The organism is Curvibacter microcysteis (genome assembly GCF_028649455.1).
Taxonomy (GTDB): domain Bacteria; phylum Pseudomonadota; class Gammaproteobacteria; order Burkholderiales; family Burkholderiaceae_C; genus Curvibacter; species Curvibacter microcysteis.
Genome location: NZ_JAQSIO010000012.1, coordinates 1 through 21,010, shown reverse-complemented (window position 1 = coordinate 21,010; position 21,010 = coordinate 1). Strand labels below are relative to the sequence as shown.

The 21,010-nt window shown below is 65.4% G+C and carries 20 protein-coding genes; 13 read left to right on the top strand and 7 right to left on the bottom strand.

From position 1 onward, the window contains the following. Positions 1 to 2 precede the first annotated feature (2 nt). The gene (locus tag PSQ39_RS20265) at positions 3 to 521 is read left to right on the top strand and encodes a septal ring lytic transglycosylase RlpA family protein (RefSeq protein WP_273929263.1); all 519 of its coding nucleotides are present in this window, start codon (positions 3 to 5) and stop codon (positions 519 to 521) included. 90 nt (positions 522 to 611) lie between these two features. On the opposite strand, the gene PSQ39_RS20260 is transcribed toward PSQ39_RS20265, so the two are convergent. After that, the gene (locus tag PSQ39_RS20260) at positions 612 to 1,538 is read right to left on the bottom strand and encodes a 23S rRNA (adenine(2030)-N(6))-methyltransferase RlmJ (protein WP_273929261.1); all 927 of its coding nucleotides are present in this window, start codon (positions 1,536 to 1,538) and stop codon (positions 612 to 614) included. 150 nt (positions 1,539 to 1,688) lie between these two features. Between PSQ39_RS20260 and PSQ39_RS20255 the strand changes: the two genes are divergently transcribed. From PSQ39_RS20255 to erpA, 7 genes are all read left to right on the top strand, one after another. Beyond that, positions 1,689 to 3,581, top strand: a complete 1,893-nt coding sequence (locus tag PSQ39_RS20255; protein ID WP_273929259.1) for a serine/threonine protein kinase — start codon at positions 1,689 to 1,691, stop codon at positions 3,579 to 3,581. Between the two features lie 359 nt (positions 3,582 to 3,940). After that, positions 3,941 to 4,969 (top strand): porin, encoded by a 1,029-nt coding sequence (locus tag PSQ39_RS20250; protein WP_273929257.1) that lies wholly within the window; start codon positions 3,941 to 3,943, stop codon positions 4,967 to 4,969. A 338-nt stretch (positions 4,970 to 5,307) separates the two neighbouring features. After that, complete coding sequence (gene rplM / locus PSQ39_RS20245) at positions 5,308 to 5,736, top strand: 50S ribosomal protein L13 (RefSeq protein ID WP_273929256.1); 429 nt, start codon at positions 5,308 to 5,310, stop codon at positions 5,734 to 5,736. A 9-nt stretch (positions 5,737 to 5,745) separates the two neighbouring features. Then, positions 5,746 to 6,138, top strand: a complete 393-nt coding sequence (gene rpsI, locus PSQ39_RS20240; protein WP_273929254.1) for a 30S ribosomal protein S9 — start codon at positions 5,746 to 5,748, stop codon at positions 6,136 to 6,138. Between the two features lie 93 nt (positions 6,139 to 6,231). Beyond that, the gene (locus PSQ39_RS20235; protein ID WP_273929252.1) at positions 6,232 to 6,939 is read left to right on the top strand and encodes a DUF6776 family protein; all 708 of its coding nucleotides are present in this window, start codon (positions 6,232 to 6,234) and stop codon (positions 6,937 to 6,939) included. A 39-nt stretch (positions 6,940 to 6,978) separates the two neighbouring features. Continuing rightward, on the top strand, positions 6,979 to 7,374 hold the full coding sequence (locus tag PSQ39_RS20230) for a bactofilin family protein (protein WP_273929250.1): 396 nt from the start codon (positions 6,979 to 6,981) through the stop codon (positions 7,372 to 7,374). A 58-nt stretch (positions 7,375 to 7,432) separates the two neighbouring features. Next, positions 7,433 to 7,798, top strand: a complete 366-nt coding sequence (gene erpA, locus PSQ39_RS20225) for an iron-sulfur cluster insertion protein ErpA (RefSeq protein WP_273929248.1) — start codon at positions 7,433 to 7,435, stop codon at positions 7,796 to 7,798. A 142-nt stretch (positions 7,799 to 7,940) separates the two neighbouring features. Here erpA and PSQ39_RS20220 read toward each other — a convergent pair whose 3' ends face one another. Then, entirely contained in the window at positions 7,941 to 9,095 is a 1,155-nt protein-coding gene (locus PSQ39_RS20220; protein ID WP_273929246.1) for an anhydro-N-acetylmuramic acid kinase, read from the bottom strand. Positions 9,096 to 9,106: 11 nt separating this feature from the next. Next, positions 9,107 to 10,462, bottom strand: a complete 1,356-nt coding sequence (locus tag PSQ39_RS20215; protein ID WP_273929244.1) for a peptidoglycan DD-metalloendopeptidase family protein — start codon at positions 10,460 to 10,462, stop codon at positions 9,107 to 9,109. Positions 10,463 to 10,644: 182 nt separating this feature from the next. Between PSQ39_RS20215 and tyrS the strand changes: the two genes are divergently transcribed. Then, positions 10,645 to 11,880 (top strand): tyrosine--tRNA ligase, encoded by a 1,236-nt coding sequence (gene tyrS, locus PSQ39_RS20210; RefSeq protein ID WP_273929243.1) that lies wholly within the window; start codon positions 10,645 to 10,647, stop codon positions 11,878 to 11,880. On the opposite strand, the gene PSQ39_RS20205 is transcribed toward tyrS, so the two are convergent. Both PSQ39_RS20205 and PSQ39_RS20200 read right to left on the bottom strand, forming a co-directional pair. Beyond that, entirely contained in the window at positions 11,867 to 13,015 is a 1,149-nt protein-coding gene (locus PSQ39_RS20205) for a GGDEF domain-containing protein (RefSeq protein WP_273929241.1), read from the bottom strand. The two genes, tyrS and PSQ39_RS20205, sit on opposite strands and share 14 nt — an antisense overlap. Positions 13,016 to 13,099: 84 nt before the next feature. Further along, the gene (locus PSQ39_RS20200) at positions 13,100 to 14,095 is read right to left on the bottom strand and encodes a LysR substrate-binding domain-containing protein (RefSeq protein ID WP_273929239.1); all 996 of its coding nucleotides are present in this window, start codon (positions 14,093 to 14,095) and stop codon (positions 13,100 to 13,102) included. 140 nt (positions 14,096 to 14,235) lie between these two features. Here PSQ39_RS20200 and PSQ39_RS20195 point away from each other — a divergent pair, with 140 nt between their 5' ends. Further along, a complete protein-coding gene (locus tag PSQ39_RS20195) occupies positions 14,236 to 14,778 on the top strand; it encodes a DUF2917 domain-containing protein (protein WP_273929237.1) in 543 nt (180 codons plus the stop codon). 102 nt (positions 14,779 to 14,880) lie between these two features. On the opposite strand, the gene PSQ39_RS20190 is transcribed toward PSQ39_RS20195, so the two are convergent. Further along, a complete protein-coding gene (locus PSQ39_RS20190) occupies positions 14,881 to 15,801 on the bottom strand; it encodes a DUF6279 family lipoprotein (protein WP_273929234.1) in 921 nt (306 codons plus the stop codon). Between PSQ39_RS20190 and glmU the strand changes: the two genes are divergently transcribed. Beyond that, complete coding sequence (gene glmU / locus PSQ39_RS20185) at positions 15,800 to 17,212, top strand: bifunctional UDP-N-acetylglucosamine diphosphorylase/glucosamine-1-phosphate N-acetyltransferase GlmU (RefSeq protein WP_273929233.1); 1,413 nt, start codon at positions 15,800 to 15,802, stop codon at positions 17,210 to 17,212. The two genes, PSQ39_RS20190 and glmU, sit on opposite strands and share 2 nt — an antisense overlap. Positions 17,213 to 17,219: 7 nt before the next feature. Then, complete coding sequence (locus PSQ39_RS20180; RefSeq protein ID WP_273929231.1) at positions 17,220 to 18,041, top strand: sensor histidine kinase; 822 nt, start codon at positions 17,220 to 17,222, stop codon at positions 18,039 to 18,041. Positions 18,042 to 18,063: 22 nt separating this feature from the next. On the opposite strand, the gene PSQ39_RS20175 is transcribed toward PSQ39_RS20180, so the two are convergent. Next, positions 18,064 to 18,567, bottom strand: coding sequence for an Lrp/AsnC family transcriptional regulator (locus tag PSQ39_RS20175; protein ID WP_273929229.1), 504 nt, complete (start codon positions 18,565 to 18,567; stop codon positions 18,064 to 18,066). A 210-nt stretch (positions 18,568 to 18,777) separates the two neighbouring features. Between PSQ39_RS20175 and glmS the strand changes: the two genes are divergently transcribed. After that, entirely contained in the window at positions 18,778 to 20,679 is a 1,902-nt protein-coding gene (gene glmS, locus PSQ39_RS20170; RefSeq protein ID WP_273929228.1) for a glutamine--fructose-6-phosphate transaminase (isomerizing), read from the top strand. Positions 20,680 to 21,010: the final 331 nt, after the last annotated feature.

Sequence of the window (21,010 nt, the reverse complement as noted above, 5' to 3'; positions counted from 1 at the left end):
GCATGCGGCGCGCGCTGCTGGGCTGGGTCTGGTCGGCCTGCGTCTTGCTGAGTGTCCCGGTGGCCCAGGCTGCCGAGACCGGCTTTGGCTCGGTGCCCGGCTTGAGCCTGCCAACCCGCGATCAACTGGACGAGGTACCGGCTTCCGGCCTGCCCCCTGAGCCCCTCGGCGACCCGCTGAGCACCCTGATGTCGCCCGATGAAGTGTTCTTTGAACGTGGCGCGGCCTCTTGGTATGGCTTGGCCTTGCACCGCCGCCGCACGGCCAGCGGCGAGCGCTTCGACATGAATGCCATGACCGCGGCCCACCGCACCTTGCCCTTTGGCTCCCGGGTCTGCGTGCACAGCCTGGTGACTGGCAAAGAGGTGTTGGTGCGCATCAATGACCGGGGCCCGCACACGGCGGGTCGCATCATCGACCTCAGCCGCGCAGCCGCGCTGGCTTTGGATCTGCTGGGCACGGGCATCAAAGAGGTGGCGCTGTCGCTGCCCACCGTCACAGGCCGCGCCTGCGGGTCATGAGGCCCGGGGCTGTCCGGTCTCCGCCTTGGGCGGGCCGGGGCGGGCGCTGGCCCGTGCCGACGCCCGTGCCGACGCCCGGGGGGACGGGCCTCAGCCGCCGCTGTCCAGGGTGAAGCCGGCGCCCTTGTCCTGCCCCATCAGCTGCACCATCTGGGGCAGCGCTTCCTTGAGCTGGTCTTTCAGCGTGAAGGGCGGGTTGATCAGGAACATGCCGCTGGCCGGCAAACCGCCGCCTGATTTGGTGCCCGACTTGACGGTCAGCGTGGCGTGCAGCCAGGACTTGCCGGCCTTGTTGGCCATGGTTTTGAGGCGACGTGGCAGATCGTGGGCCTCCGGGCGCGGGATGATCGGGTACCAGACCGCGTAGGTGCCAGTGGCAAAACGCTTCAGGCAGTCGGCGATCAGGTCTTGAACGCGCAGGTAGTCGGTCTTGATTTCGTAGCTGGGGTCGCACAGCAGCAGGGCGCGGCGGGCCGGGGGCGGCAAGAATTTCTTCACGCCCTCAAACCCATCTTCACGCATCACCGCCACCTGGCGGCCAACCTCGAGTTGGGCGATGTTGCCCTCTAGGGCGCGCGCGTCAGTGGGGTGCAGCTCGAACACCTTCAGGCGGTCGTGGCCGCGCAGCAGGCGCTGTGTGATGAATGGCGAACCAGGGTAGACCTTCAGCGAGTTGCCGTTGTTGAAGGCGCGCACCTGTTCGACATAAGACGCCAGTGCCGGCGCCAGTTTGAAGCCTTCTTTTTTGGGGGCGTACTTGCCCTTGGGGGCATTTGGATCGACCGGCTCGGGTTCGACCACCGGGCCAGCCAGCAAGGCGCGGATGCCTTGTTCGGCCTCGCCGCTGGTGGTGGCGTAGTCGCCATCCAGCCGGTACAGACCGGCCCCCGCATGGGTGTCGATCACGGTCAGGGCCGCGTCTTTTTCTGTCAAATAGTGGAGTGCGGACACGAGCACCGTGTGCTTGAGCACATCGGCGTGGTTGCCTGCATGAAAGGCGTGGCGGTAACTGAACATGGCGCCAATGGTAACGGGCTGGCGGTATTTGTTGGCATCCGCGCTTTGTTTCGGCGTTCCAGGCGCTATCCTCTGCGCCTGTAAATTGTTCAAATTGAGGTTTCGAGCCGCACCAAGCGGCCTTCGTTTGCCCTCGCTGCCGCCTTGTCCATGTCCTCCCCCGCCCTTGATTGGCCCCCTACCGTGTTGACGCACGTCGATGCCCTGGCGGTGGGCGAGCGCCTGGCGGAGTTCGAGATCACGGGGCTGCTCGGCGTCGGGGGCTTTGGTCTGGTTTACCGGGCTTTCGACCATTCTTTGCACCGGCCCGTGGCCATCAAGGAGTACATGCCCAGCGCCTTGGCGGGGCGGACCCAGGGGCAACAGGTGGCGACCCGGTCTTCGGCGGACGGGCTGGCTTATGAGTCGGGTTTGCGGGGCTTTCTCAGCGAGGCCCGGCTGCTGGCCCGTTTTGACCATCCCTCGCTGGTCAAGGTGTTCCGCTTCTGGGAGGCCAACGGCACGGCCTACATGGTCATGCCGCTGTACCAGGGCATGACGCTCAAGCAGGCCCGTCAGCACATGCGCAGCCCGCCGCCAGAGGCCTGGCTGCGTGTGGTCATGGGCGCGGTGCTGGGGGCCCTCTCGGTCCTGCACGAGAGCCAGACCCTGCACCGCGACGTCTCGCCTGACAACCTGTTTTTGCAGGACCTGGGCCCACCTGTGCTGCTGGATTTGGGCGCGGCGCGGCGGGCTGTGGGCGAGCAAACCCAAAAGCACACCGCCATCCTGAAAGTCAATTACGCCCCCATCGAGCAGTACGCGGAGGCCGAGGACATGCACCCCGGCCCCTGGTCGGACCTCTACTCGCTGGCCGCCGTGGTCTATGACTGCCTGTGCAACAAGCCAGCGCCGCCGGCCACGTTCCGCATCATCAAGGACCGCATGCTGCCGCTGACCGAGGTGGCTCGGGTGGTGGAGGCTGAGTTTGGCCTGTCCTATTCCGAGGCCTTTGTCGACACGGTGTCTCAGGCGCTGGCCATTCGACCCGAGCAGCGTCCGGCCAGCACCGAGGTGATGGCGCAGGCCATGGGCTTGGAGGTGGATGTGACGCGACTGAGCCGTTTTGACTGGCGCGCCGAGCTGGGCGCGGTGTGGGTGGCGCCGGGCACGGCACCGGTCGACGGCGCTGCAGCGGGTTCTGGCGAGGTCACGACAGTCTTGCCGGCCGCGGCCACTCAAGTGGCCCCCTTGGGATCAGACCTGGATTTCACCTGGCCGCTGGAGTTGTCGGCCGACGCGCGACCGGAGGCCGTCGCGGCGCCTTTGCGGCAGCCCGCGCCGGAAACGACGGTTCCCTTGTCCGAGGTGTCGGCTTCGCGCAAGGCCCCCGGCGCAGCGCCATCGGTGCTTCGACCCGAGGGCATGCGCCGATGGCGCCTGGCGGTGGCCTGGGCTCTGGTGCTGCCTTTGTTGGGGGCCCTCCTGGGTTGGTGGTGGCAGCATCAGCACGACCCAGACGCGGGGATCATCACCGAAATGGCCGAACCCCCTCGGCCAGCGGTCATGGCGCCTGTAGCGGGGCCGATTCCCAGTTCCAGCCCCAGTGCAGACGCGCCCAGGGACGAGGCGCCGATGGCAGCCGGTGTGAGTTCGCCGCCGGCACCGGGCGCGGGCGCCGCCCCGTCGGCGCTGTCCAAGCCAGCGGGAGCAGGCGCTGCAGCGGCTGGCGAGCTGGCCGCTCGCAAATCTGCGAGCCCCTTGTCTGCGGCCGCCCCCAGCCCCGGCACTCAGCCGCCGAGTCGGGGGGACAAGTCAGCCGCTGCCGTGCGCGGCCCAGGGCGTGAGGACAATGCGCGCCATTCCGAGGTCACGCCGCCGCGCTCGGCCGCAGAGCCCGCTGCAACGTCGACCCCAAGTGGTGCCGCGCTGTGCGCCGAGGCCAGCGTCATCACGCGGACCATGTGCATGCACCAGGCTTGTGCACGACCGGAAAACACGGCGACCGCCGCCTGTGTGGACTACCGCCGCGGCATGCAAGAGCGCGCCAATCGCCTGTTTTGAGGCTGGCAGCGTGCCGTCGCCCTGGGCGGACTCGCCAACTGTCTGCCAAAGAGGTTTTTCTATAACAGATAAGGCGATGTTTGGGTGTAATCAGCCTCTTATGTCCACTATGTGAAGTTTTGGATGGCCCAGGTATTGCTTGTCATTAAATTGAAACGGTCGGCGCTGCGGGCCGGGTTTTTCTTGTGAAGCCAAGCCCTGTCTGCGGGGGCTGACCACGGCGGTGCTCGGTGAAAGAAGTAAAGAAGCCAGCGGAGGGGGGAGCCCCATGCCCCGCACGGCCGAGACCTGGGTTCATGGTGGTGGACCCGAGCGATTTTGAAATGTCAGTTTGATTGTTTAAACCCCTGGAGAACAACTTGAAAAAGTCCCTCATGTCAATTTTGGCGCTGGCTGCTCTGGCCGGTGGTGCCCACGCACAAAGCACGGTGCAAGTCATGGGCTTGTTGGATAGCTATGCCGGCTCGATCCGCATGGCTGGTGATGGTGGCCGCACCAGCAAGGTCGGCAGCGGTGGCATGACCACCTCCTGGATCGGCTTCAAGGGATCGGAAGACCTGGGTGGCGGCTTGCGCGCCAACTTCGCGCTGACTTCCTTCATGCAAGTCAACTCGGGCGTGCCGGGCCGCTTCACCGGCGACACCTTCTTCTCGCGCGACGCCAACCTGGGGCTGTCTGGAGACTTTGGTGCGGTGTCCTTGGGGCGCGACAAGGCCCCCAATTTCTTGCCCACCATCATCTTCAACCCCTTCGGCGACTCGTTCACTTTCTCGCCCCTGGTGCTGCACGCCAATGTGGGCTTGTTCAACGGCACGGGCTGGACGGCCACCACCCCGTCCGACACCGGCTGGTCCAACCAAATTGTTTACAGCACGCCCAAGTTCGGCGGTCTGTCGGGCAATGTGCACTACCAGTTCAGCAACCAGGACAGCACCACGGGCAATTCCGGCAAGAAGAACGTGGGCCTGAACGCTCTGTACTTCAATGGCCCCTTGGCCCTGACCGCTTTCTACGAACGCGACCAGCTCAACAACCCCGTGGTGACGGCGTTTGCGTCGAACAACACCAAGAAGGATTGGATGTTGGGCAGCTCGTATGACTTCACCGTCGCCAAGGCCTTCCTGACCTACGGCCAAGCCGCCAACAACCTGACGCCCAAGGCCAAGACCACCTCGGTCGGCCTGAGTGCCCCGGTAGGCGCGGGCAAGGTGCTGGCCGCTTACGCCAACACCTCGCTGGACAGCGGCGTTTCGCGCAAGACTGCCAGCCTGGGTTATGACTACTTCCTGTCCAAGCGCACCGACGTTTACGCGGTGTTCATGAACGACAAGATCACGGCCAAGTCCACCGGCAACAGCTTCGGCGTGGGCATTCGCCATTCCTTCTGATTTTTGGTGCGAGTGAGTTTCTTCATTGGCGCGGCCTGAAAGGGCTGCGCCTTTTTTGCGTAGCCGCCGGAAAGTGGTGGGGCCTGAGGCCTCGCTACTGGACGAGCGGCTTGCTATTTTGTAGAATAGAAGGCTTCGCAGCGTTTTTAGCCCCGCGGCGAAGTCTGCAAAGCAGATGGGCCAGTACAGCCGCGCCGCTTGGCGCCACCCGTGAAGGGGGTTGAATTGGCTGGCTTTGCGATCCCCACCTAAGAGGTTTCCAGAAGAGAAACACCGACCGTGGAAAAGGGCTTTTTGTAGCTGGCCGATCAGGCCAGCAACCAACTCGAAAGCAATACATGTCTACGTTCAGCGCTAAGCCCGCAGACGTGAAGCACGAGTGGTTTGTGATTGACGCCACCGACAAGGTGCTCGGCCGGGTAGCCAGCGAAGTTGCCCTCCGTCTGCGCGGCAAACACAAAGCCATTTACACGCCTCACGTCGATACTGGCGATTTCATCGTCATCATCAACGCCGCCAAGATCAAGGTCACCGGCACCAAGTCCCTGGACAAGGTGTACTACCGTCACTCAGGCTTCCCCGGCGGCATCACTGCCACCAACTTCCGCGACCTGCAAGCCAAGCATCCTGGCCGTGCAATCGAGAAGGCCGTCAAGGGCATGCTGCCCAAGGGTCCTCTGGGTTACGCCATGATCAAGAAGCTCAAGGTGTACGGCGGTGCTGAGCACCCCCACACCGCGCAGCAACCCAAAGTGCTGGAACTGTAAGGAGCCGAGATGATTGGTGAATGGAACAATGGCACCGGCCGTCGCAAGTCCAGCGTCGCCCGCGTGTTTCTGAAAAAAGGCACTGGCAAGATCACGGTCAACGGCAAGGACATCCAGTCCTACTTCGGCCGCGAAACCTCGATCATGATCGCCAAGCAGCCCCTGGTGCTGACCGCCCATGTCGAATCCTTCGACATCCAGGTCAACGTGCACGGTGGTGGTGAATCCGGCCAAGCCGGTGCAACCCGCCACGGTATCACCCGCGCCCTGATCGACTACGACGCGTCGCTGAAGCCCGCACTGAGCCAAGCTGGCTTCGTGACCCGCGATGCCCGCGAAGTGGAACGTAAGAAGGTCGGCCTGCACTCTGCTCGTCGCGCCAAGCAGTTCAGCAAGCGCTGATCAGCGTTTTCATTCTGCGAAAACCGCAACAAGTTCGACTTGTTGCGGTTTTTTTGTTTTACGCTCGCCCTTTTTCTCTGTTGCATTCGGCCCATGCGCTTTCGCCTGCTTCGTCGCCGCCTCACCATCAGTGCCCCGCGCGTGTCCGTGCGCAGCGCCATGCCATGGCCCTTGCGCTGGGCGGTGCTGGCCATCATGCTGGGCTTTTGCGGCGCCATTGCGCTGTGGGCCTTTGAGTTTGGCAAGAACCTGGCGGGCTTGGAGCCCCACGCGCGTGAAGAGGTGCTGGCCTTGCGCGAGCAACTGGCACAGATGCGTGATGAGCGCGACAAGGCCCAGTCGGTGGCCAACACCTCAGGCAGCCTCTTGACCGCCGAGCGCGCCACGCAGGAGCGTTTGCTGGCCCAGGTGCACCAGTTGGAGCAGGACAACCGGTCCTTGCGCGATGACCTGGGTTTCTTTGAGAAGCTCATCCCTGCCAACAGTCAGGACGATGTGGGCATTCGGGGGCTGCAGGCGGAGGTGTTGGCGGGCCAGCAGTTACGCTGGCAGATTCTGGTCATTCAGCCGGTGAAGGCGGGGCCAGAGTTCAAAGGGCGGCTTGAGATGGTGCTGTCGGGCACCCTGGCTGGCAAGCCCTGGGAGATGCCCTTGCCCCAGGGGCCTGTGGCCTTGCAGTTTCGCCAATACCGTCGCCTTGAAGGCGTGCTGGAGCTCCCTGCGCAAGCAGTGGTCAAGCAAGTCACCGCCCGTGTGTTGGACGCCAATGGCTCGCGCGCGGTGCAGACCCTGAAGCTTTGAGCCCTTGTACGCTGCATTTCCACCTCGAAAGGACTGACTTTGTTCGCCAAGAAGAAGCAACCGCCCATCAAGAGTCTGATTGCCCAAGGCAGCCGCATTGATGGCAGCATCACTTTTGCCGAAGGCTTGCGCGTCGACGGTGACGTGGTGGGGGATATCCGGGTCGATGAGTCCCAACCCAGCCTGCTGGTGATTTCTGAGACTGCCACCGTGATCGGTGCGGTCTATGCCGACCATGTGATCATCAACGGGCGTGTGCACGGCCCCGTCCACGCGCGCGAGCTGCTGGAGCTGCAGCCCCGGGCCCGCATCGAAGGCGACATCTACTACAAGGCTTTGGAGATGCACCAGGGCGCGGTGATCGCCGGCATGCTGTGCCCGGCGGTGCCCATGGATGAAAAGCCCCTTCTGACACTGACGGCTAATTCGCACTGATCCGAATTCCCGAGCGAATTCTTGTACTATTGCGCCCAAACCGTTTCCGGAGATCCCCATGAGTGCTGTTGTCGAGTCGATGCCGACCGAAATGCCCACCCCCATTCTGTTCACCGACAGCGCCGCCGCCAAGGTGGCTGATCTGATTGCAGAAGAAGGCAACCCTGATCTGAAGCTGCGTGTGTTCGTTCAAGGCGGTGGCTGCTCGGGCTTCCAGTATGGTTTCACCTTCGATGAGATCACCAACGAAGACGACACCACCATGACCAAGAATGGCGTCTCCCTGTTGATCGATGCCATGAGCTACCAGTACCTGCTGGGCGCCGAGATCGATTACAAGGAAGACCTGCAAGGTGCCCAGTTCGTGATCAAAAACCCCAACGCCACCACCACCTGCGGCTGCGGCTCGAGCTTCTCGGTCTGAGTCCGGTCCGATCGCTGCCCAGCAGCAGCGGCACCGCTGGTGCCAGATCCCACAAACCGCCTTTCAGGCGGTTTTTTTACGCCCTGTACCTCCCACGGCAGGGTCTTGGGTGCAGGCGCCCTTGGTGGGGCCTTGGGCTGCGTCAGAGCGTGTCGCCTGCGGGGTAGATCGCGCCCAGGATGCGCGGGCCTTGCGCCCCGGTCACGCTGGGCAAGCTGCCGGTTTGGCGCAGCAGGGCCTGGCGCGCCAGCCAAGCAAAGGCCACGGCCTCGACCTGCAGCGGCGGCAGTCCCGCCATGGCTGTGGAACGCACGCTGACGTCAGGTAGCTGGGCGCGCAGGCGCCGCATCAGTTCGTCATTGAGGGCGCCGCCGCCACACACCAGCAACTGTTGACTGCCTTGGCCATGCAGCTTGAGGGCATTGGCGCAGGTCAGGGCCGTGAACTCGGTCAGCGTGGCCTGCACGTCGACCGCGCGCAAGGCGGGCCACAGCGCCAGTCGCTGCGCCAGCCACGGGGGGTTGAACAGGTCGCGCCCCGTGCTTTTGGGCGGCGACTGGTCCAGGAAGGGTTCGTTGAGCAGGGCCTGAAGCAGGCCGGTCTGCACTTCACCCTGGGCTGCCCAGGCACCGCCACGGTCAAAGGCCTGGCCCGTGTGATGTTGGCACCAGTGGTCCATCAAGGCGTTGCCTGGGCCGCAGTCAAAGCCCCGCACCGCCGCCACCTGGGCTGCTTGGGCCTGGGCGCGCGGCGGGATGACGGTGAGGTTGGAGATGCCGCCCAGGTTCAGCACCGACACGGTCTGATCGGTCTGGCCAAAGACGCGGGCGTGGAAGGCGGGCACCAGGGGCGCACCCTGGCCACCCGCCGCGATGTCGCGGGTGCGGAAGTCCGCCACCACGTCAATGCCCGTGTGTTCGGCCAGCAAGGCTGGGTTGTTCAGTTGCAGGGTGTAGCCCGTGCCGTCGTGCAGGCCCGGCTGGTGGCGCACGGTCTGGCCATGGGCGCCAATGGCCAGTACGCGCCAGGCCGGCAGGCCGGCCTCGCCCAGCAGGCGGGCCACCACCGCCACGTAGGTGCGGGCCAGGGCATTGGCAGCCAAGGCGGCACGGTGCAGTTCATCGGGGCCGCTGCTGTTCAGCTCCAGCAGGGTCTGCTTGAGGCTTTGGGTGAAGGGCAGGGCCACATGGGCGACCACGCGAGGCTGGTCGCCATCGAACTGACACAGCACGCCGTCCACCCCGTCCAAGGAGGTGCCCGACATCAGGCCCATGAAGTGGTCGGCAGCGGCACCCATCGGCTGCGGGCTCAGTCGGCGCTGGCTTGCTGCACCGATGCGGCAGCGGACAACTGAATGCGCATGGCCGATGCCAGGCGGTTGAAAGCTGGGCGCGCCGCGGTGGACACCGGGACGGATTCGCTTTGGCGCGCAATCGTCATCGGGTCTTGGTGCACGCCGTTGACGCGGAACTCAAAGTGCAGGTGGGGGCCGGTGGCCCAGCCCGTGGCGCCCACGGCACCCAGGTTCTGGCCTTGGCTGATGTTTTGACCGCGAACCACGCCAATCCGGCTCAGGTGGGCGTAGACGGTGGTTTGGTTGTTGCGGTGCTTCACGATCACCACATTGCCGTAGCCGTTTTGCACGCCTGCAAAATCAACCACGCCGTCGCCCACAGCGCGCACCGCCGTGCCCACGGGGGCTGCGTAGTCGGTGCCCAGGTGGGCGCGCCAAGTTTGCAAGATGGGGTGGAAGCGCATCTTGAAGCCGCTGGTCACGCGCGAGAACTCGACCGGCGAGGTCAGGAAGGCGCGGCGCAGGCTGTTGCCGTCCAGTGTGTAGTAACTGCCTTTTTGACCCGGTTCCTGGAACCACATGGCCTGGTAGGTCTTGCCGGCGTTGACGAATTCGGCGCTCAGCACGCGACCGGCGCGCAGCGGTTCGCCGTCGGCTTCCAGGGTTTCGTACACCACCGAGAAGTGGTCGTCCTTGCGCAGGCTGCGGTGAAAGTCGATGTCGCCCGAGAAAATCTCCGCCAGCTGGGTGGCCACGGTGTCGGGGATGTTGGCTTCGTCGGTGGCCGCGAACAGGGAGCTGCGGATGGTGCCGCCAGCCAGCTTGCTGCTGGCACTCAGTTGACCGGTTTCGATGCGCGAGGTGTAGCGGCCTTGCGGGGTTTTCTCGAAGACCAGACGCTGGAAGGTGTTGCTTTCGTCGGGCGTCCAGCGTGCGGTCAGGCGAACCAGGCGGTGGTCGTCGGTGGCTTCGGCGCTGACCTGGCGGCCCGTGCGGCCCAGCAGGCTGATGCGCACCAGCGGGTCGTTGCGCAAAAAGGCGGCGGCCATCGGGTCGCTCAGCCCCAGGCGCTGCATCAAGGTGTCGATGCTGTCGGTGGGGCGGACGGTGTCGGAGCGGAACAGGTTGAACTGGTGCACGTCCAGCGCTTCGACCTGGGCTTGCAGCGAGGGCGTGGCGATGGATTCGGTGATTTGGCGCACCGGCAGGTCGGCCGCGTCGGGCGCGATGGAGGCCACGGCGAAGGCGCCGCCCCCGCCGCCGAGCAGCAGGGCTGTCACCAAGGCGGTGACGCGTTTCGGATGTCGCTCAATCTGCTGCGCCAGTCGAGACCACAAAAGCTCGCCAGCGGCGGTGAAACCGTATTTCAAGAATCAGTCCCCAGGATCGTTCTGCCTTGAAAAAAGGCAGCATGTCGGGGCATGGATCCCGACGGTTGCAGGTGTTCGGCCAGTGGCTGAACCGATCGCAAAAAGCGGGCCAATTAAAATCCGCTTTTGTGAGCCAAACGAGTATATCTGGGCCGGCGGCCCCGACATCTGAAAAAACCCTTATGAATCAAGCTGCTGCTGTTACAAACTACCCCGTGACCGACCGTGTCCGCGAGGCGCTGGCCGTCACCCTTCGGGGCTGCGAGGAGCTGATCCCGCAAGACGCCTGGGTGCAGAAACTCGCCCGTTCCGAGGCCACTGGCGTGCCGCTGCGCATCAAGTTGGGGCTGGACCCGACGGCGCCGGACATCCACATCGGCCACACCGTGGTGCTCAACAAGATGCGCCAGCTGCAGGACCTGGGCCACACGGTCATTTTCCTGATTGGCGATTTCACCAGCATGATTGGCGACCCCTCGGGTCGCAACAGCACCCGCCCGCCGCTGACGGCCGAGCAGATCAAGGCCAATGCCGAGACCTACTACCGCCAGGCCAGCCTGGTGCTGGACCCGAGCAAGACCGAGATCCGCTACAACAGCGAATGGAGCGATCCGCTGGGTGCGCGCGGCATGATTCAGCTGGCCGCCAAGTACACGGTGGCGCGCATGATGGAGCGCGACGACTTCCACAAGCGCTTTACCACCGGCCAATCGATCAGCGTGCATGAGTTCTTGTACCCGCTGATGCAGGGTTACGACTCGGTGGCGCTCAAGAGCGACCTGGAACTGGGTGGCACCGACCAGAAGTTCAACTTGCTGATGGGCCGCCACCTGCAGCAGGAGTACGGCCAGGAGCCTCAGTGCATTTTGACCATGCCCCTGCTCGAAGGCCTGGACGGCGTGGACAAGATGTCCAAGAGCAAGAACAACTACATCGGCATCAGCGAAGCCCCCAACACCATGTTTGCCAAGGTGTTGTCGATCTCGGACACGCTGATGTGGCGCTGGTACACCCTGCTGTCCTTCAAGAGCGAGGCCGAGATTGCCGCGCTCAAGGCCGAGGTCGATGGCGGGCGCAACCCCAAGGACGCCAAGGTCGCCCTGGCCAAGGAAATCACGGCCCGCTTCCACAGCGCGGCCGCGGCCGATGCGGCCGAGCAGGACTTCAACAACCGCAGCAAGGGTGGCGTGCCCGATGAAATTCCCGAGGTGAGCCTGTCGGGCGCCCCCTTGGGCATCGGCGCCCTGCTCAAGGCCGCCGGATTGGCGCCCTCCACCAGCGAAGCCAGCCGCCTGATCGAGGGCGGTGGCGTGCGGGTGGATTCCGCCGTGGTCAGCGACAAGGCCCTCAAGCTGGGGGCTGGCACCTACGTGGTGCAGGTGGGCAAGCGCAAGTTTGCCCGCGTCACGCTGGCGTAACGCGGGCGCTGGGCTTGGGCGTGCCAGCCTCGCTGCCGGCGGGGCCGGCACCGGCGGCCTTGACGGGCCCGCCGGCTGCCAACACCCGGTTGCGCCCACCTTGTTTGCCGGTGTAGAGCGCGCCGTCGGCGCGCGACACCACCTGGGTGAAGGGCTCGGCGGGGCGCATCTGGGCCACGCCGATGGTCACCGTGAAGCGCACCTGCAAGCCGGAGTCCAGGCTGACGGTCTGGTCGGCCACCAGCAGGCGCAGGCGCTCGGCCAGGGTCAGGGCGCCGGCCAGTTCCGTGTCGGGCAAGAGCACCAAAAACTCTTCGCCACCCCAGCGCGCCACGCTGTCCACCTCGCGGGCCTGCTTTTGCAGGCAGTCAAAAAACGCTTTCAACACCTTGTCCCCGGCGTCGTGGCCGTGCCGGTCATTGACCGCTTTGAAGTGGTCGATGTCGCACAGCAGCACCGACACGGCCGTGTTGTTGCGTTTGCCGCGGGCGGTCGCCAGCTGGGCCATCTCCAGCACGCGGCGCCGGTTCAGCGCGCCCGTCAGCGGGTCGGTCGAGGCCAGGGTGATCAAGGCCTGTTGAGCGCGCGACACCACCCCGAGGTAGCAGCGTGACAGCACACCGAGCACGGCAAACAGGCTGAGGATGTTGGCGTAGCGCAGGCCTGTTTCGAGCGTCGAGTCCAGCGTGTACCAAGGCGCCTGGTGGGTGGTCCAGACGTTGAGCGCCATGTAGAACACCGCGATCAGGGTGGCGAGCAAGACCTTCAGGCGCTGAGGGGTGCTGGACGCCAGCATCACCAGCGGCAGCACGGGCAGCATCAGGTAGTGAAAGCCGCTGTCCCAGCCAATCACCACGCAGGCCAGTGCCGCGTGCAGCAGCACCTCGGTGCAAGGCAGCAGGGCCGCCACGACCAAGCGGCCGCGCGGCCGTGCTTCCCAGCGGGCCCAGGCGAACAAGGCCACGCTGAGCACGTTGAACAGGGCCAGCTCGGGCACCCCTGCGTAGGCAAACAGGCCAATGAACACCAAGTGCATGACCATGCCCAGCACCGCCGCCTGGCGGATCAGCGCGCGGTAGTTGTTGCGCGCCTGCATGCGGTGCAGGAATTCGGTGGCGGGAAGGCTTGGTTTCATGGGGCGGCTTGGCGGGCGCGGCGCGGGGCCGTCACCTGAAGTGTGGGGTCATTATCACCAGCGGTGCTGGGTGGCAACAGAGGGTCAGCCCAGGTCATCGCAGAGGTCGGTGTCGGGCACTTCGCCGACGGTGAGTCGGGTGCGCTCGGCTTCGGCGATCAACCAGTCTGAAAACGCCTTCACCTCGGGGCGTTGGGCACTGCGGGGGCCCACCAGCATCCAGTAGGCCAGGGGGGAATCGAGCCGGTGGCCGGGCAGCACCTCGACCAGGTCGCCCGAGGCCAGGCTGTCGGCGATCAAGGGCATGCGGGCCAGGGCCACGCCCTGGCCGGTGAGGGCGGCTTGCACGATCTGGTGCGCGTAGTTGAAGTAGAGCCAGCGCTTGGGCTCCATGTTTTGCAGGCCCTGGGTCTGGAACCAGCGCCGCCAGGTCAGCCACTCCATGTGCTGGGTGCGGTGGGCGTCGCCAGCCTCGATCAAGGTGAAGTGGGCCACATCGGCGGGCTGGCGGATGGCCTGTCCGCTTTTGAGCAGCCAGGGGCTGGCCACCAGGGCCAGTTGCTCGCCAAACAAGCGTTGAGCGCCGCGCAACGGGCCGCCAGGCAGGCTGTAGCGCAAGGCCAGGTCCACGTCGGCGGTTTCCAGGTCGACGGCCACGTCAGTGGCGTCGATGCGGATGTCGATGCCGGGGTGGGTTTGCTGGAAGGCCTCCAGGCGCGGAATCAGCCACATCGAGGCGAACGAGGCCCAGGTGGTGATGGCCACACTCTGCCGACCTGCACTTTGGCGGATCTGCCGCACCGTGCCGTCGATGCGTTCCAGCGCGGGCAGCAGGGTGCGCAGCAACTGGGCGCCGGCACTGGTCAGTTCGACCGCCCGGGTGTGGCGCAGGAACAAGGGCACGCCCACCTCGTCTTCCAGCGACTGAATCTGTCGGCTGACGGCGGACTGGGTCAGGGCCAGCTCTTCCGAGGCGATGCGGAAGTTGAGGTGGCGGGCCACGGCCTCGAAGGCGCGCAGGTGGCCCACCGCGACGGGGCGGCTGCGCAAATGGGTGACGGCAGGGCTGCTTTTGCTCATGACAGGAAGGGCGGTTGACGATGGCGTGGACTCATGCGCTTTGCGAATCAATGGCGAGGTGCTAATTCATTGGACCCAAAACGGATCGACGCCGATCATGAAGGCTCTTCAACGACTTTTCAAGCACCAAGGAGTTCATCATGCTGTCCCGCCCCGTTCTGGAATCGCAACAATCCGCTGCCGTCGTCCCGGCTGGCCGCGCGTTCCCTGGTGGCTGGAAACTGGTCGCCAACCGGGCGGTGACCTTTCGCCCGCGCGAGCGCAGCGTGATGGAGGTGAACCAGGGTCGAATTTGGCTCACCTTCACCGGGCCGCACACCGGGCATGGCAATGAGTCGGGCGACCGCTTCCTGTGCGCTGGTGACTGGCTGCTGGTCGAGGCTGGCCAGACCGTGGTGATGGAGGCGTTCTCCCGGGAGGACGTGACCTTCCGTCGGGATTGGGCTCTGCCCCACGTGGTGGTCAGCGAGGTGATGCCCCAGCGACCCTTTGCCGAGCCTGAGGTCGCCGCTACGCCGTGGCAGCGCGATGTGCGTCAACCCCTGGTTGACCTGGGCCGCGCGCTGGGCTTGGGCTGGCAGGCTGGTCTGGCGGGCTCGCAGGCCATGGGGCGCTTGGTGGCTGGCGTGGCTCGGTTGGCGTTCTGGGCCGCCACGGGTGGCCGACCGAGCCGTCTGGCCTGAGGGGCTCGGCCAAAGGCCCAAGCTCAGCGGCTACCGCAGCCTGCCCATGGACTGGGCCTTCCCTGCCAAGCCCTGGCCGCACATCGCGCGCGCCGGGGCTTTTTACTTGGCAGCGGCCAAGTCCTGCAGGTCTTTTTGCCAGCCGCGCAACTGGCGCATGGCGCGTTCGCGCTGCTCTGCCGTGGCCAACTGCTGCAGGCGCGCGAAGGTGGCGCAGGTGTTGTCAATGGAGCGCTCCAGCTGCTCGCGGTGGGCGGGCACGGGTGGGCGCATGGCGCGTTCGATGTAATCGCGCCAGGCTTGCTCGGCCTGAGCGGGGCTGGCCTGGTTTTCAATCAGGCGGCGCAGCGTGGCCAAGACGTCCTGGTGCTTGCGCTGGCGCTCTGCCAGGGCCAGGCGCGGGCTGTAGCTGGCGTTTTGAACCGATTCGCTGAGCATCTGCTTTTGCGCAGCGTTCAATTTGCCGTACAGGCGCTCGGCGCGTTCCACCTGCTCGTCCAGGCGTTTGCGCACATAGGCCTCGCGGCTCAGGTCCACCCAGTCGCTGCGGTAGTCGTCTTCGTTGCGGCTGTATTTTTTGGCCAGCTGGGCGATCTGCGGCGGGCTCAGGCTCAGCGCCAGGCGCGCCACCAGGGGGGCGCTTTGCTCGACCAGGGCCTGCACCCGCTCGCGGCCTGGCGGCACCAGCTCGCACAGTTGTTCGGCCGTGACCTCGCCTGCGACGCGGCGCTCCAAGGTTTGCAGCAGCTCGCGGTAACGCGGCAGCTCTTGCTGGCGGTGCCAGGCTTGCAAATCTTTCAGGTCTTGCTTGAGGCGCAGCGATTGGTCGCTGTCAAAGTCCACGTACGCGTCGGCCCACCAGTAGCCAAAATCAGGCAAGGCGTTGTAGCCCAGCTTGACGGTGCTGCAGGCCGACAGCAGCGTCAGCGAAATGAGCAGCCCGGCCAGCGTGATAATCCGTCGCAACGGCGCCAGGGCTTCCCCGGCGACCGAGGGTAAGCAACAAGCAAAAGGACGTTTCATGTCGGGATTTGTACCAGTTCTGGATGTCGTGGTGATGGCCGCAGGCAAGGGCACGCGGATGAAAAGCAGCCTGCCCAAGGTGCTGCACAAAGTGGCTGGCCGATCCATGGTGCGCCATGTGCTGGACACTGTCGAGGGCCTGCAACCCCGTCGCGTGGTTTTGATCACGGGCCACGGCGCGGAGGCGGTGGAGGCCCACTTGTCCCACCATTCTCTGAGCGCGGCCGGCGTCTTGCAGTATGCGCGCCAAATGCCCCAGTTGGGCACCGGGCACGCGGTGCAGCAAGCCGTGCCCCTGCTGCCCGATGATGGCGTGGTGCTGATCCTCAACGGCGATGTGCCCCTGATCGAGGCCGCCACCGTGCAAGCCCTGGTCCAGGCCAGCGGTGGGCAGCAGCTGGCGCTGCTCACGGTGTCGCTGGACGACCCGACCGGCTATGGCCGCATCCTGCGCGAGGGCGCGTCGGTGCGCGGCATTGTCGAGCACAAGGACGCCACGCCCGAGCAGCGCGCCATCCTGGAGACCTACACCGGCATCATGGCCGTGCCGGCGCGTCTGCTCAAACCCTGGCTGGCGCGCCTGAACAACCACAACAGCCAGCAGGAGTACTACCTGACCGACATCGTCGCCATGGCCGTGGCCGACGGGGTGGGCGTGCTGGGCGTGCCCACCACCGATGAAACCCAGGTCGCCGGCGTGAACAGCCCGCAGCAACTGGCGGCCCTGGAGCGTGCCTGCCAGGCCCGCCAGGCCGAGGCCTTGATGGCCGCCGGCGTGCGCCTGGCCGACCCGGCGCGGCTGGACATCCGGGGCCAACTGGTGTGCGGCAGCGATGTCGAGATCGACGTCAATTGCGTGTTTGAAGGCTCGGTCAGCCTGGGCGACGGGGTGCGCATTGGCGCCCACTGCGTGATCGCCAATGCCCGCATTGCGGCCGGAGCGGTGATCCACCCCTTCACCCACATCGAGGGTGAGCAAGCCGGGGTGGAGGTGGGTGAGGGGGCTTTGATCGGTCCGTTTGCCCGCCTGCGCCCCGGTGCCCGCCTGGGGGCCGAGGTGCACATCGGCAATTTTGTCGAGGTCAAGAACTCCACGCTGGCCGCAGGCGCCAAGGCCAACCACCTGGCCTACCTGGGCGACGCCACGGTGGGCGAACGCGTCAACTACGGCGCGGGCAGCATCACCGCCAACTACGACGGCGCCAACAAGCACCGCACCGTGATCGAGGCTGACGTGCATGTGGGCAGCAACTGCGTGCTGGTGGCGCCCATCACCCTGGGCGCTGGGGGCACGGTGGGCGGGGGCTCGACCCTCACCAAGGACACGCCGGCCGGCGCCCTGAGCGTGAGCCGGGCCCGCCAGGTCAGCATTGCCAACTGGCAGCGGCCAGCCAAAGCCCCCAAGGCCTGAGCCGGCGATGAGCGAGATCCGTCCCCCTTCTTTGAGCGGCCCGGCCCCGGACCGTGCCGAGGACGATTGGGCGGCGCTGCAGGCGCAAGACCCAGCCAGCCTGGCCCGGGAGGTCTTGCGTCTGCGCGCTGAACTGCAGGCCCGGCGCGAAGACCAGCAGGCCTTTTTGCGCGTGGTCTCGCACGACCTGCGTTCGCCCGTGCGCCATGTGGTGTCGTATGGCCAGTTGGTGCGCGAACTGGTGCAGGAGAGCAATGCCGACCCGGCTGCGCTGCAGTTTCTGGACACCATCACCCAGTCGGCCCAGCAACTGGGCCGCATGATCGACGGCCTGATCGCTTTGGGTCGCATTGGCAGTGCCGAACTGCAGCTGCAGGCCTTGCCCTTGGGCGATGTGCTGCAAGACGCCTGGCGCGGGGCCCAGCCCGCCTGTGCCGAACGCCGTGTGCAGTGGGTTCTGCCGGACTGGAATGCGCTGCCTGCCGTGCGCGCCGATCTGGCCCTTTTGCGTGACCTGTTGCACCACTTGCTGGACAACGCCATCAAGTTCACCCGCTTGCGCGAAGAGGCCCGCATCGAGCTGGCCGCCGCCCAGCACGGTCCGTGGGTGGAGCTGACCTTGCGCGACAACGGCGCGGGCTACAAGCCCGAGCACCAGGCGCAGCTGTTCGGGGTGTTCCAGCGCCTGCACTCCACGCGTGATTTTGACGGCCTGGGCTTGGGCCTGGCGGCCGCGCGCCGCATTGTGGACCGGCTGGGGGGCGACCTCCAGTTGCAGGGTCAGCCTGACCAAGGCTGCACCGTGACCCTGCGCCTGCCCCAGGCCTGAGGGCCGGGCTCGCTGGCGCCGCTCAGCGCGTGGCCGTCGCCGTCAGGGGCAGCGGCAGGCGCGGCTCGAACTTGCTGCGCTTGAGGCTGAAGAAGGCCTTCACATTGCGCACGTTGGCATCGCTGGTGAACAGGCGCTGCGCCAGCGCCAGGTAGCCAGGCATGTCCGGCGCCCCCACCACCAGCACAAAGTCAGGCCCGGGCGAGACCCGGTAGCACTGCTGCACCGCGTCGTCGGCCGCCACGCGCTGCTCGAAGGCGCTCAGGCGCTCGGCATCTTGCCGGTCCAGGGTGATTTCGACCAGGGCGGTCAGGCCGTGACCGAGCACGGGCGCCAGCCGGTCCGGGCTGAGCAAGGCCACTTGGCGCTCGATCAAGCCTGCGTCGAGCAGGCGCTTGACCCGGCGCAAACAGGTGGGCGGTGACACATGGACGCGCGCAGCCAGGTCCTGGTTGCTCAGGCTGGCGTCGCGCTGCAACTGGTCCAGCAGTTGCAGGTCGGTGCCGTCTATTGTGATTTGTTCCATAAAAATGTATTTGTTGAACTAATATTTCGTCAATGTATTTGAGTGAATTTTAATTTCACATTTAATGAAATTTAGATCATTTATTTTTGCGTGTTCTTTCTAACATCCCAGTCAGTCCGTGGCGCGACGGCCGGCCCCGAAGAGGCCAGACCATCGCCCACCCCGTGTTGGATTGATCGATTTTTGGTTTGAACAAACAAGGAGTTCCCCATGTGTGGCATCGTCGGCGCCGTCTCCACCCGCAACATCGTTCCCGTGCTGGTTCAAGGCCTGCAGCGCCTGGAGTACCGGGGCTATGACTCCTGCGGCGTGGCGGTCTGGTCAGATGGCTTGCGCCGCACGCGCAGCACCTCGCGCGTGGCCGAACTGGTCAGCCAGGTGGCCACCGACGACGTGCAAGGCGTGACCGGCATTGCCCACACCCGCTGGGCCACCCACGGCGCGCCGGCAGTGCACAACGCCCATCCCCACTTCAGCCACGGCCCGGGTGCCGAGCCGCAACGCGCTGCGCGCGTGGCCCTGGTGCACAACGGCATCATCGAAAACCATGACGAACTGCGCGCTGCCTTGCAGGCCCGCGGCTATGTGTTTGTCAGCCAGACCGACACCGAAGTCATCGCCCACCTGGTTGACAGCCTGTACGACGGCGACCTGCTGGACGCGGTGCGCGCCGCCCTGGTGCAACTGCATGGGGCGTACGCGATTGCCGTGTTCCACAAGGACGAGCCGCACCGGGTGATTGGCGCGCGCGCCGGTTCGCCGCTGATCCTGGGCGTGGGGGCTACGCAGGGCGAAGGCGCGGGCGAGAACTTTCTGGCCAGTGACGCCATGGCCTTGGCCGGTGTGACCGACCAGATCGTCTACCTGGAAGAGGGCGACGTGGTGGACGTGCAGCTGGGCCGCTACTGGGTGCTGGGCCGCGACGCCCAAGGCGGCTACCAGGCGGTGACCCGCCCGGTGCGCACGGTGCAGGCGCACAGCGGCGCGGCCGAGTTGGGCCCGTACCGCCACTACATGCAAAAAGAGATTTTTGAGCAGCCGCGCGCCATCGCTGACACGCTTGAAGGTGTTGAAGGCATCGTGCCCGAGCTGTTTGACGGCCTGGGCGCTCAACCCGGCGAAACCGGTGCCGCCGCCTGGCGCGTGTTCAAGGAAATCGACTCCGTGCTGATCCTGGCCTGTGGCACCAGCTACTACAGCGCCTGCACCGCCAAATACTGGCTGGAGTCGATCGCCAAGATCCCGACCCAGGTCGAGATCGCCAGCGAATACCGCTACCGCGAGTCCGTGCCCAACCCGCGCAGCCTGGTGGTGACGGTCAGCCAATCTGGTGAAACCGCTGACACCCTGGCCGCCCTGCGCCACGCGCGCAGCCTGGGCATGGAGCACACCTTGACCATCTGCAACGTGGCCACCAGCGCCATGGTGCGCGAGTGCAAGCTGGCCTACATCACCCGCGCTGGCGTGGAAATTGGCGTGGCCTCGACCAAGGCCTTCACCACCCAGCTGGCGGGCCTGTTTTTGCTGACCCTGGCGCTGGCGCAAAGCCGTGGCCTGCTGAGCGCCGAGGCCGAGGCCGAGCACCTGAGAGCCATGCGCCACCTGCCGGCCGCCCTGCAAGCCGTGCTGGCGCTGGAGCCGCAAATCATCAGCTGGGCCGAAGACTTTGCACGCAAGGAAAACGCCTTGTTCCTGGGCCGGGGCCTGCACTACCCGATCGCTTTGGAAGGCGCGCTCAAGCTCAAGGAGATCACCTACATCCACGCCGAGGCCTACGCCGCCGGCGAGTTGAAGCACGGCCCGCTGGCGCTGGTGACCAGCGAGATGCCCGTGGTCACCGTGGCGCCCAACGACGCCTTGCTGGAAAAGCTCAAGAGCAACCTGCAAGAAGTGCGTGCGCGTGGCGGCGTGCTGTACGTGCTGGCCGACGCCGACACCCGCATCGAGACCGGCGAAGGCCTGCACGTCATCCGCATGCCCGAGCACTACGGCGCCCTGTCCCCGCTGCTGCACGTGGTGCCGCTGCAGTTGCTGGCCTATCACACGGCTTGCGCGCGTGGCACCGATGTGGACAAGCCTCGGAACCTGGCGAAGAGTGTGACGGTGGAGTGAGGGTTGGGGCCCAGCGCTGCGGGGTGACTCCAACAAATAAAGTGCGTCGGACGTAAATAAAGTCCGTCGGGGAAATTCCGTATTGAGAAATTAATGCCGCCTCATTTGAGGCGGTTCATGTATCGATGCATGTGGAGGGGAGGGGCGGTGGGCTGCTTCAGGCTGACTGCAGCCCGTCGCATCTCCCCCATAGGAAGGCTGCTTTCGACGGCGGATTCAACCGGTCGATGCAACACACTGATAACTGCGTAAGCAGACGGAGTGTTGCAAATGAAGTATCGGACACGAAACTACTACACCGACAGCCAAAAGGCGCTGATGTGGGACCGCT

Coding starts and splice junctions, on each gene's coding strand:
- rplM (WP_273929256.1), top strand. CDS start 5,308: ATGTCTACGTTCAGCGCTAAGCCCGCAGACGTGAAGCACGAGTGGTTT.
- PSQ39_RS20175 (WP_273929229.1), bottom strand. CDS start 18,567: ATGGAACAAATCACAATAGACGGCACCGACCTGCAACTGCTGGACCAG.
- PSQ39_RS20220 (WP_273929246.1), bottom strand. CDS start 9,095: ATGGGTGCCGCTGCCGACCACTTCATGGGCCTGATGTCGGGCACCTCC.
- PSQ39_RS20265 (WP_273929263.1), top strand. CDS start 3: ATGCGGCGCGCGCTGCTGGGCTGGGTCTGGTCGGCCTGCGTCTTGCTG.
- glmS (WP_273929228.1), top strand. CDS start 18,778: ATGTGTGGCATCGTCGGCGCCGTCTCCACCCGCAACATCGTTCCCGTG.
- tyrS (WP_273929243.1), top strand. CDS start 10,645: ATGAATCAAGCTGCTGCTGTTACAAACTACCCCGTGACCGACCGTGTC.
- rpsI (WP_273929254.1), top strand. CDS start 5,746: ATGATTGGTGAATGGAACAATGGCACCGGCCGTCGCAAGTCCAGCGTC.
- PSQ39_RS20255 (WP_273929259.1), top strand. CDS start 1,689: ATGTCCTCCCCCGCCCTTGATTGGCCCCCTACCGTGTTGACGCACGTC.
- PSQ39_RS20205 (WP_273929241.1), bottom strand. CDS start 13,015: ATGAAACCAAGCCTTCCCGCCACCGAATTCCTGCACCGCATGCAGGCG.
- PSQ39_RS20190 (WP_273929234.1), bottom strand. CDS start 15,801: ATGAAACGTCCTTTTGCTTGTTGCTTACCCTCGGTCGCCGGGGAAGCC.
- glmU (WP_273929233.1), top strand. CDS start 15,800: ATGTCGGGATTTGTACCAGTTCTGGATGTCGTGGTGATGGCCGCAGGC.
- PSQ39_RS20195 (WP_273929237.1), top strand. CDS start 14,236: ATGCTGTCCCGCCCCGTTCTGGAATCGCAACAATCCGCTGCCGTCGTC.
- PSQ39_RS20180 (WP_273929231.1), top strand. CDS start 17,220: ATGAGCGAGATCCGTCCCCCTTCTTTGAGCGGCCCGGCCCCGGACCGT.
- PSQ39_RS20200 (WP_273929239.1), bottom strand. CDS start 14,095: ATGAGCAAAAGCAGCCCTGCCGTCACCCATTTGCGCAGCCGCCCCGTC.
- PSQ39_RS20260 (WP_273929261.1), bottom strand. CDS start 1,538: ATGTTCAGTTACCGCCACGCCTTTCATGCAGGCAACCACGCCGATGTG.
- erpA (WP_273929248.1), top strand. CDS start 7,433: ATGAGTGCTGTTGTCGAGTCGATGCCGACCGAAATGCCCACCCCCATT.
- PSQ39_RS20235 (WP_273929252.1), top strand. CDS start 6,232: ATGCGCTTTCGCCTGCTTCGTCGCCGCCTCACCATCAGTGCCCCGCGC.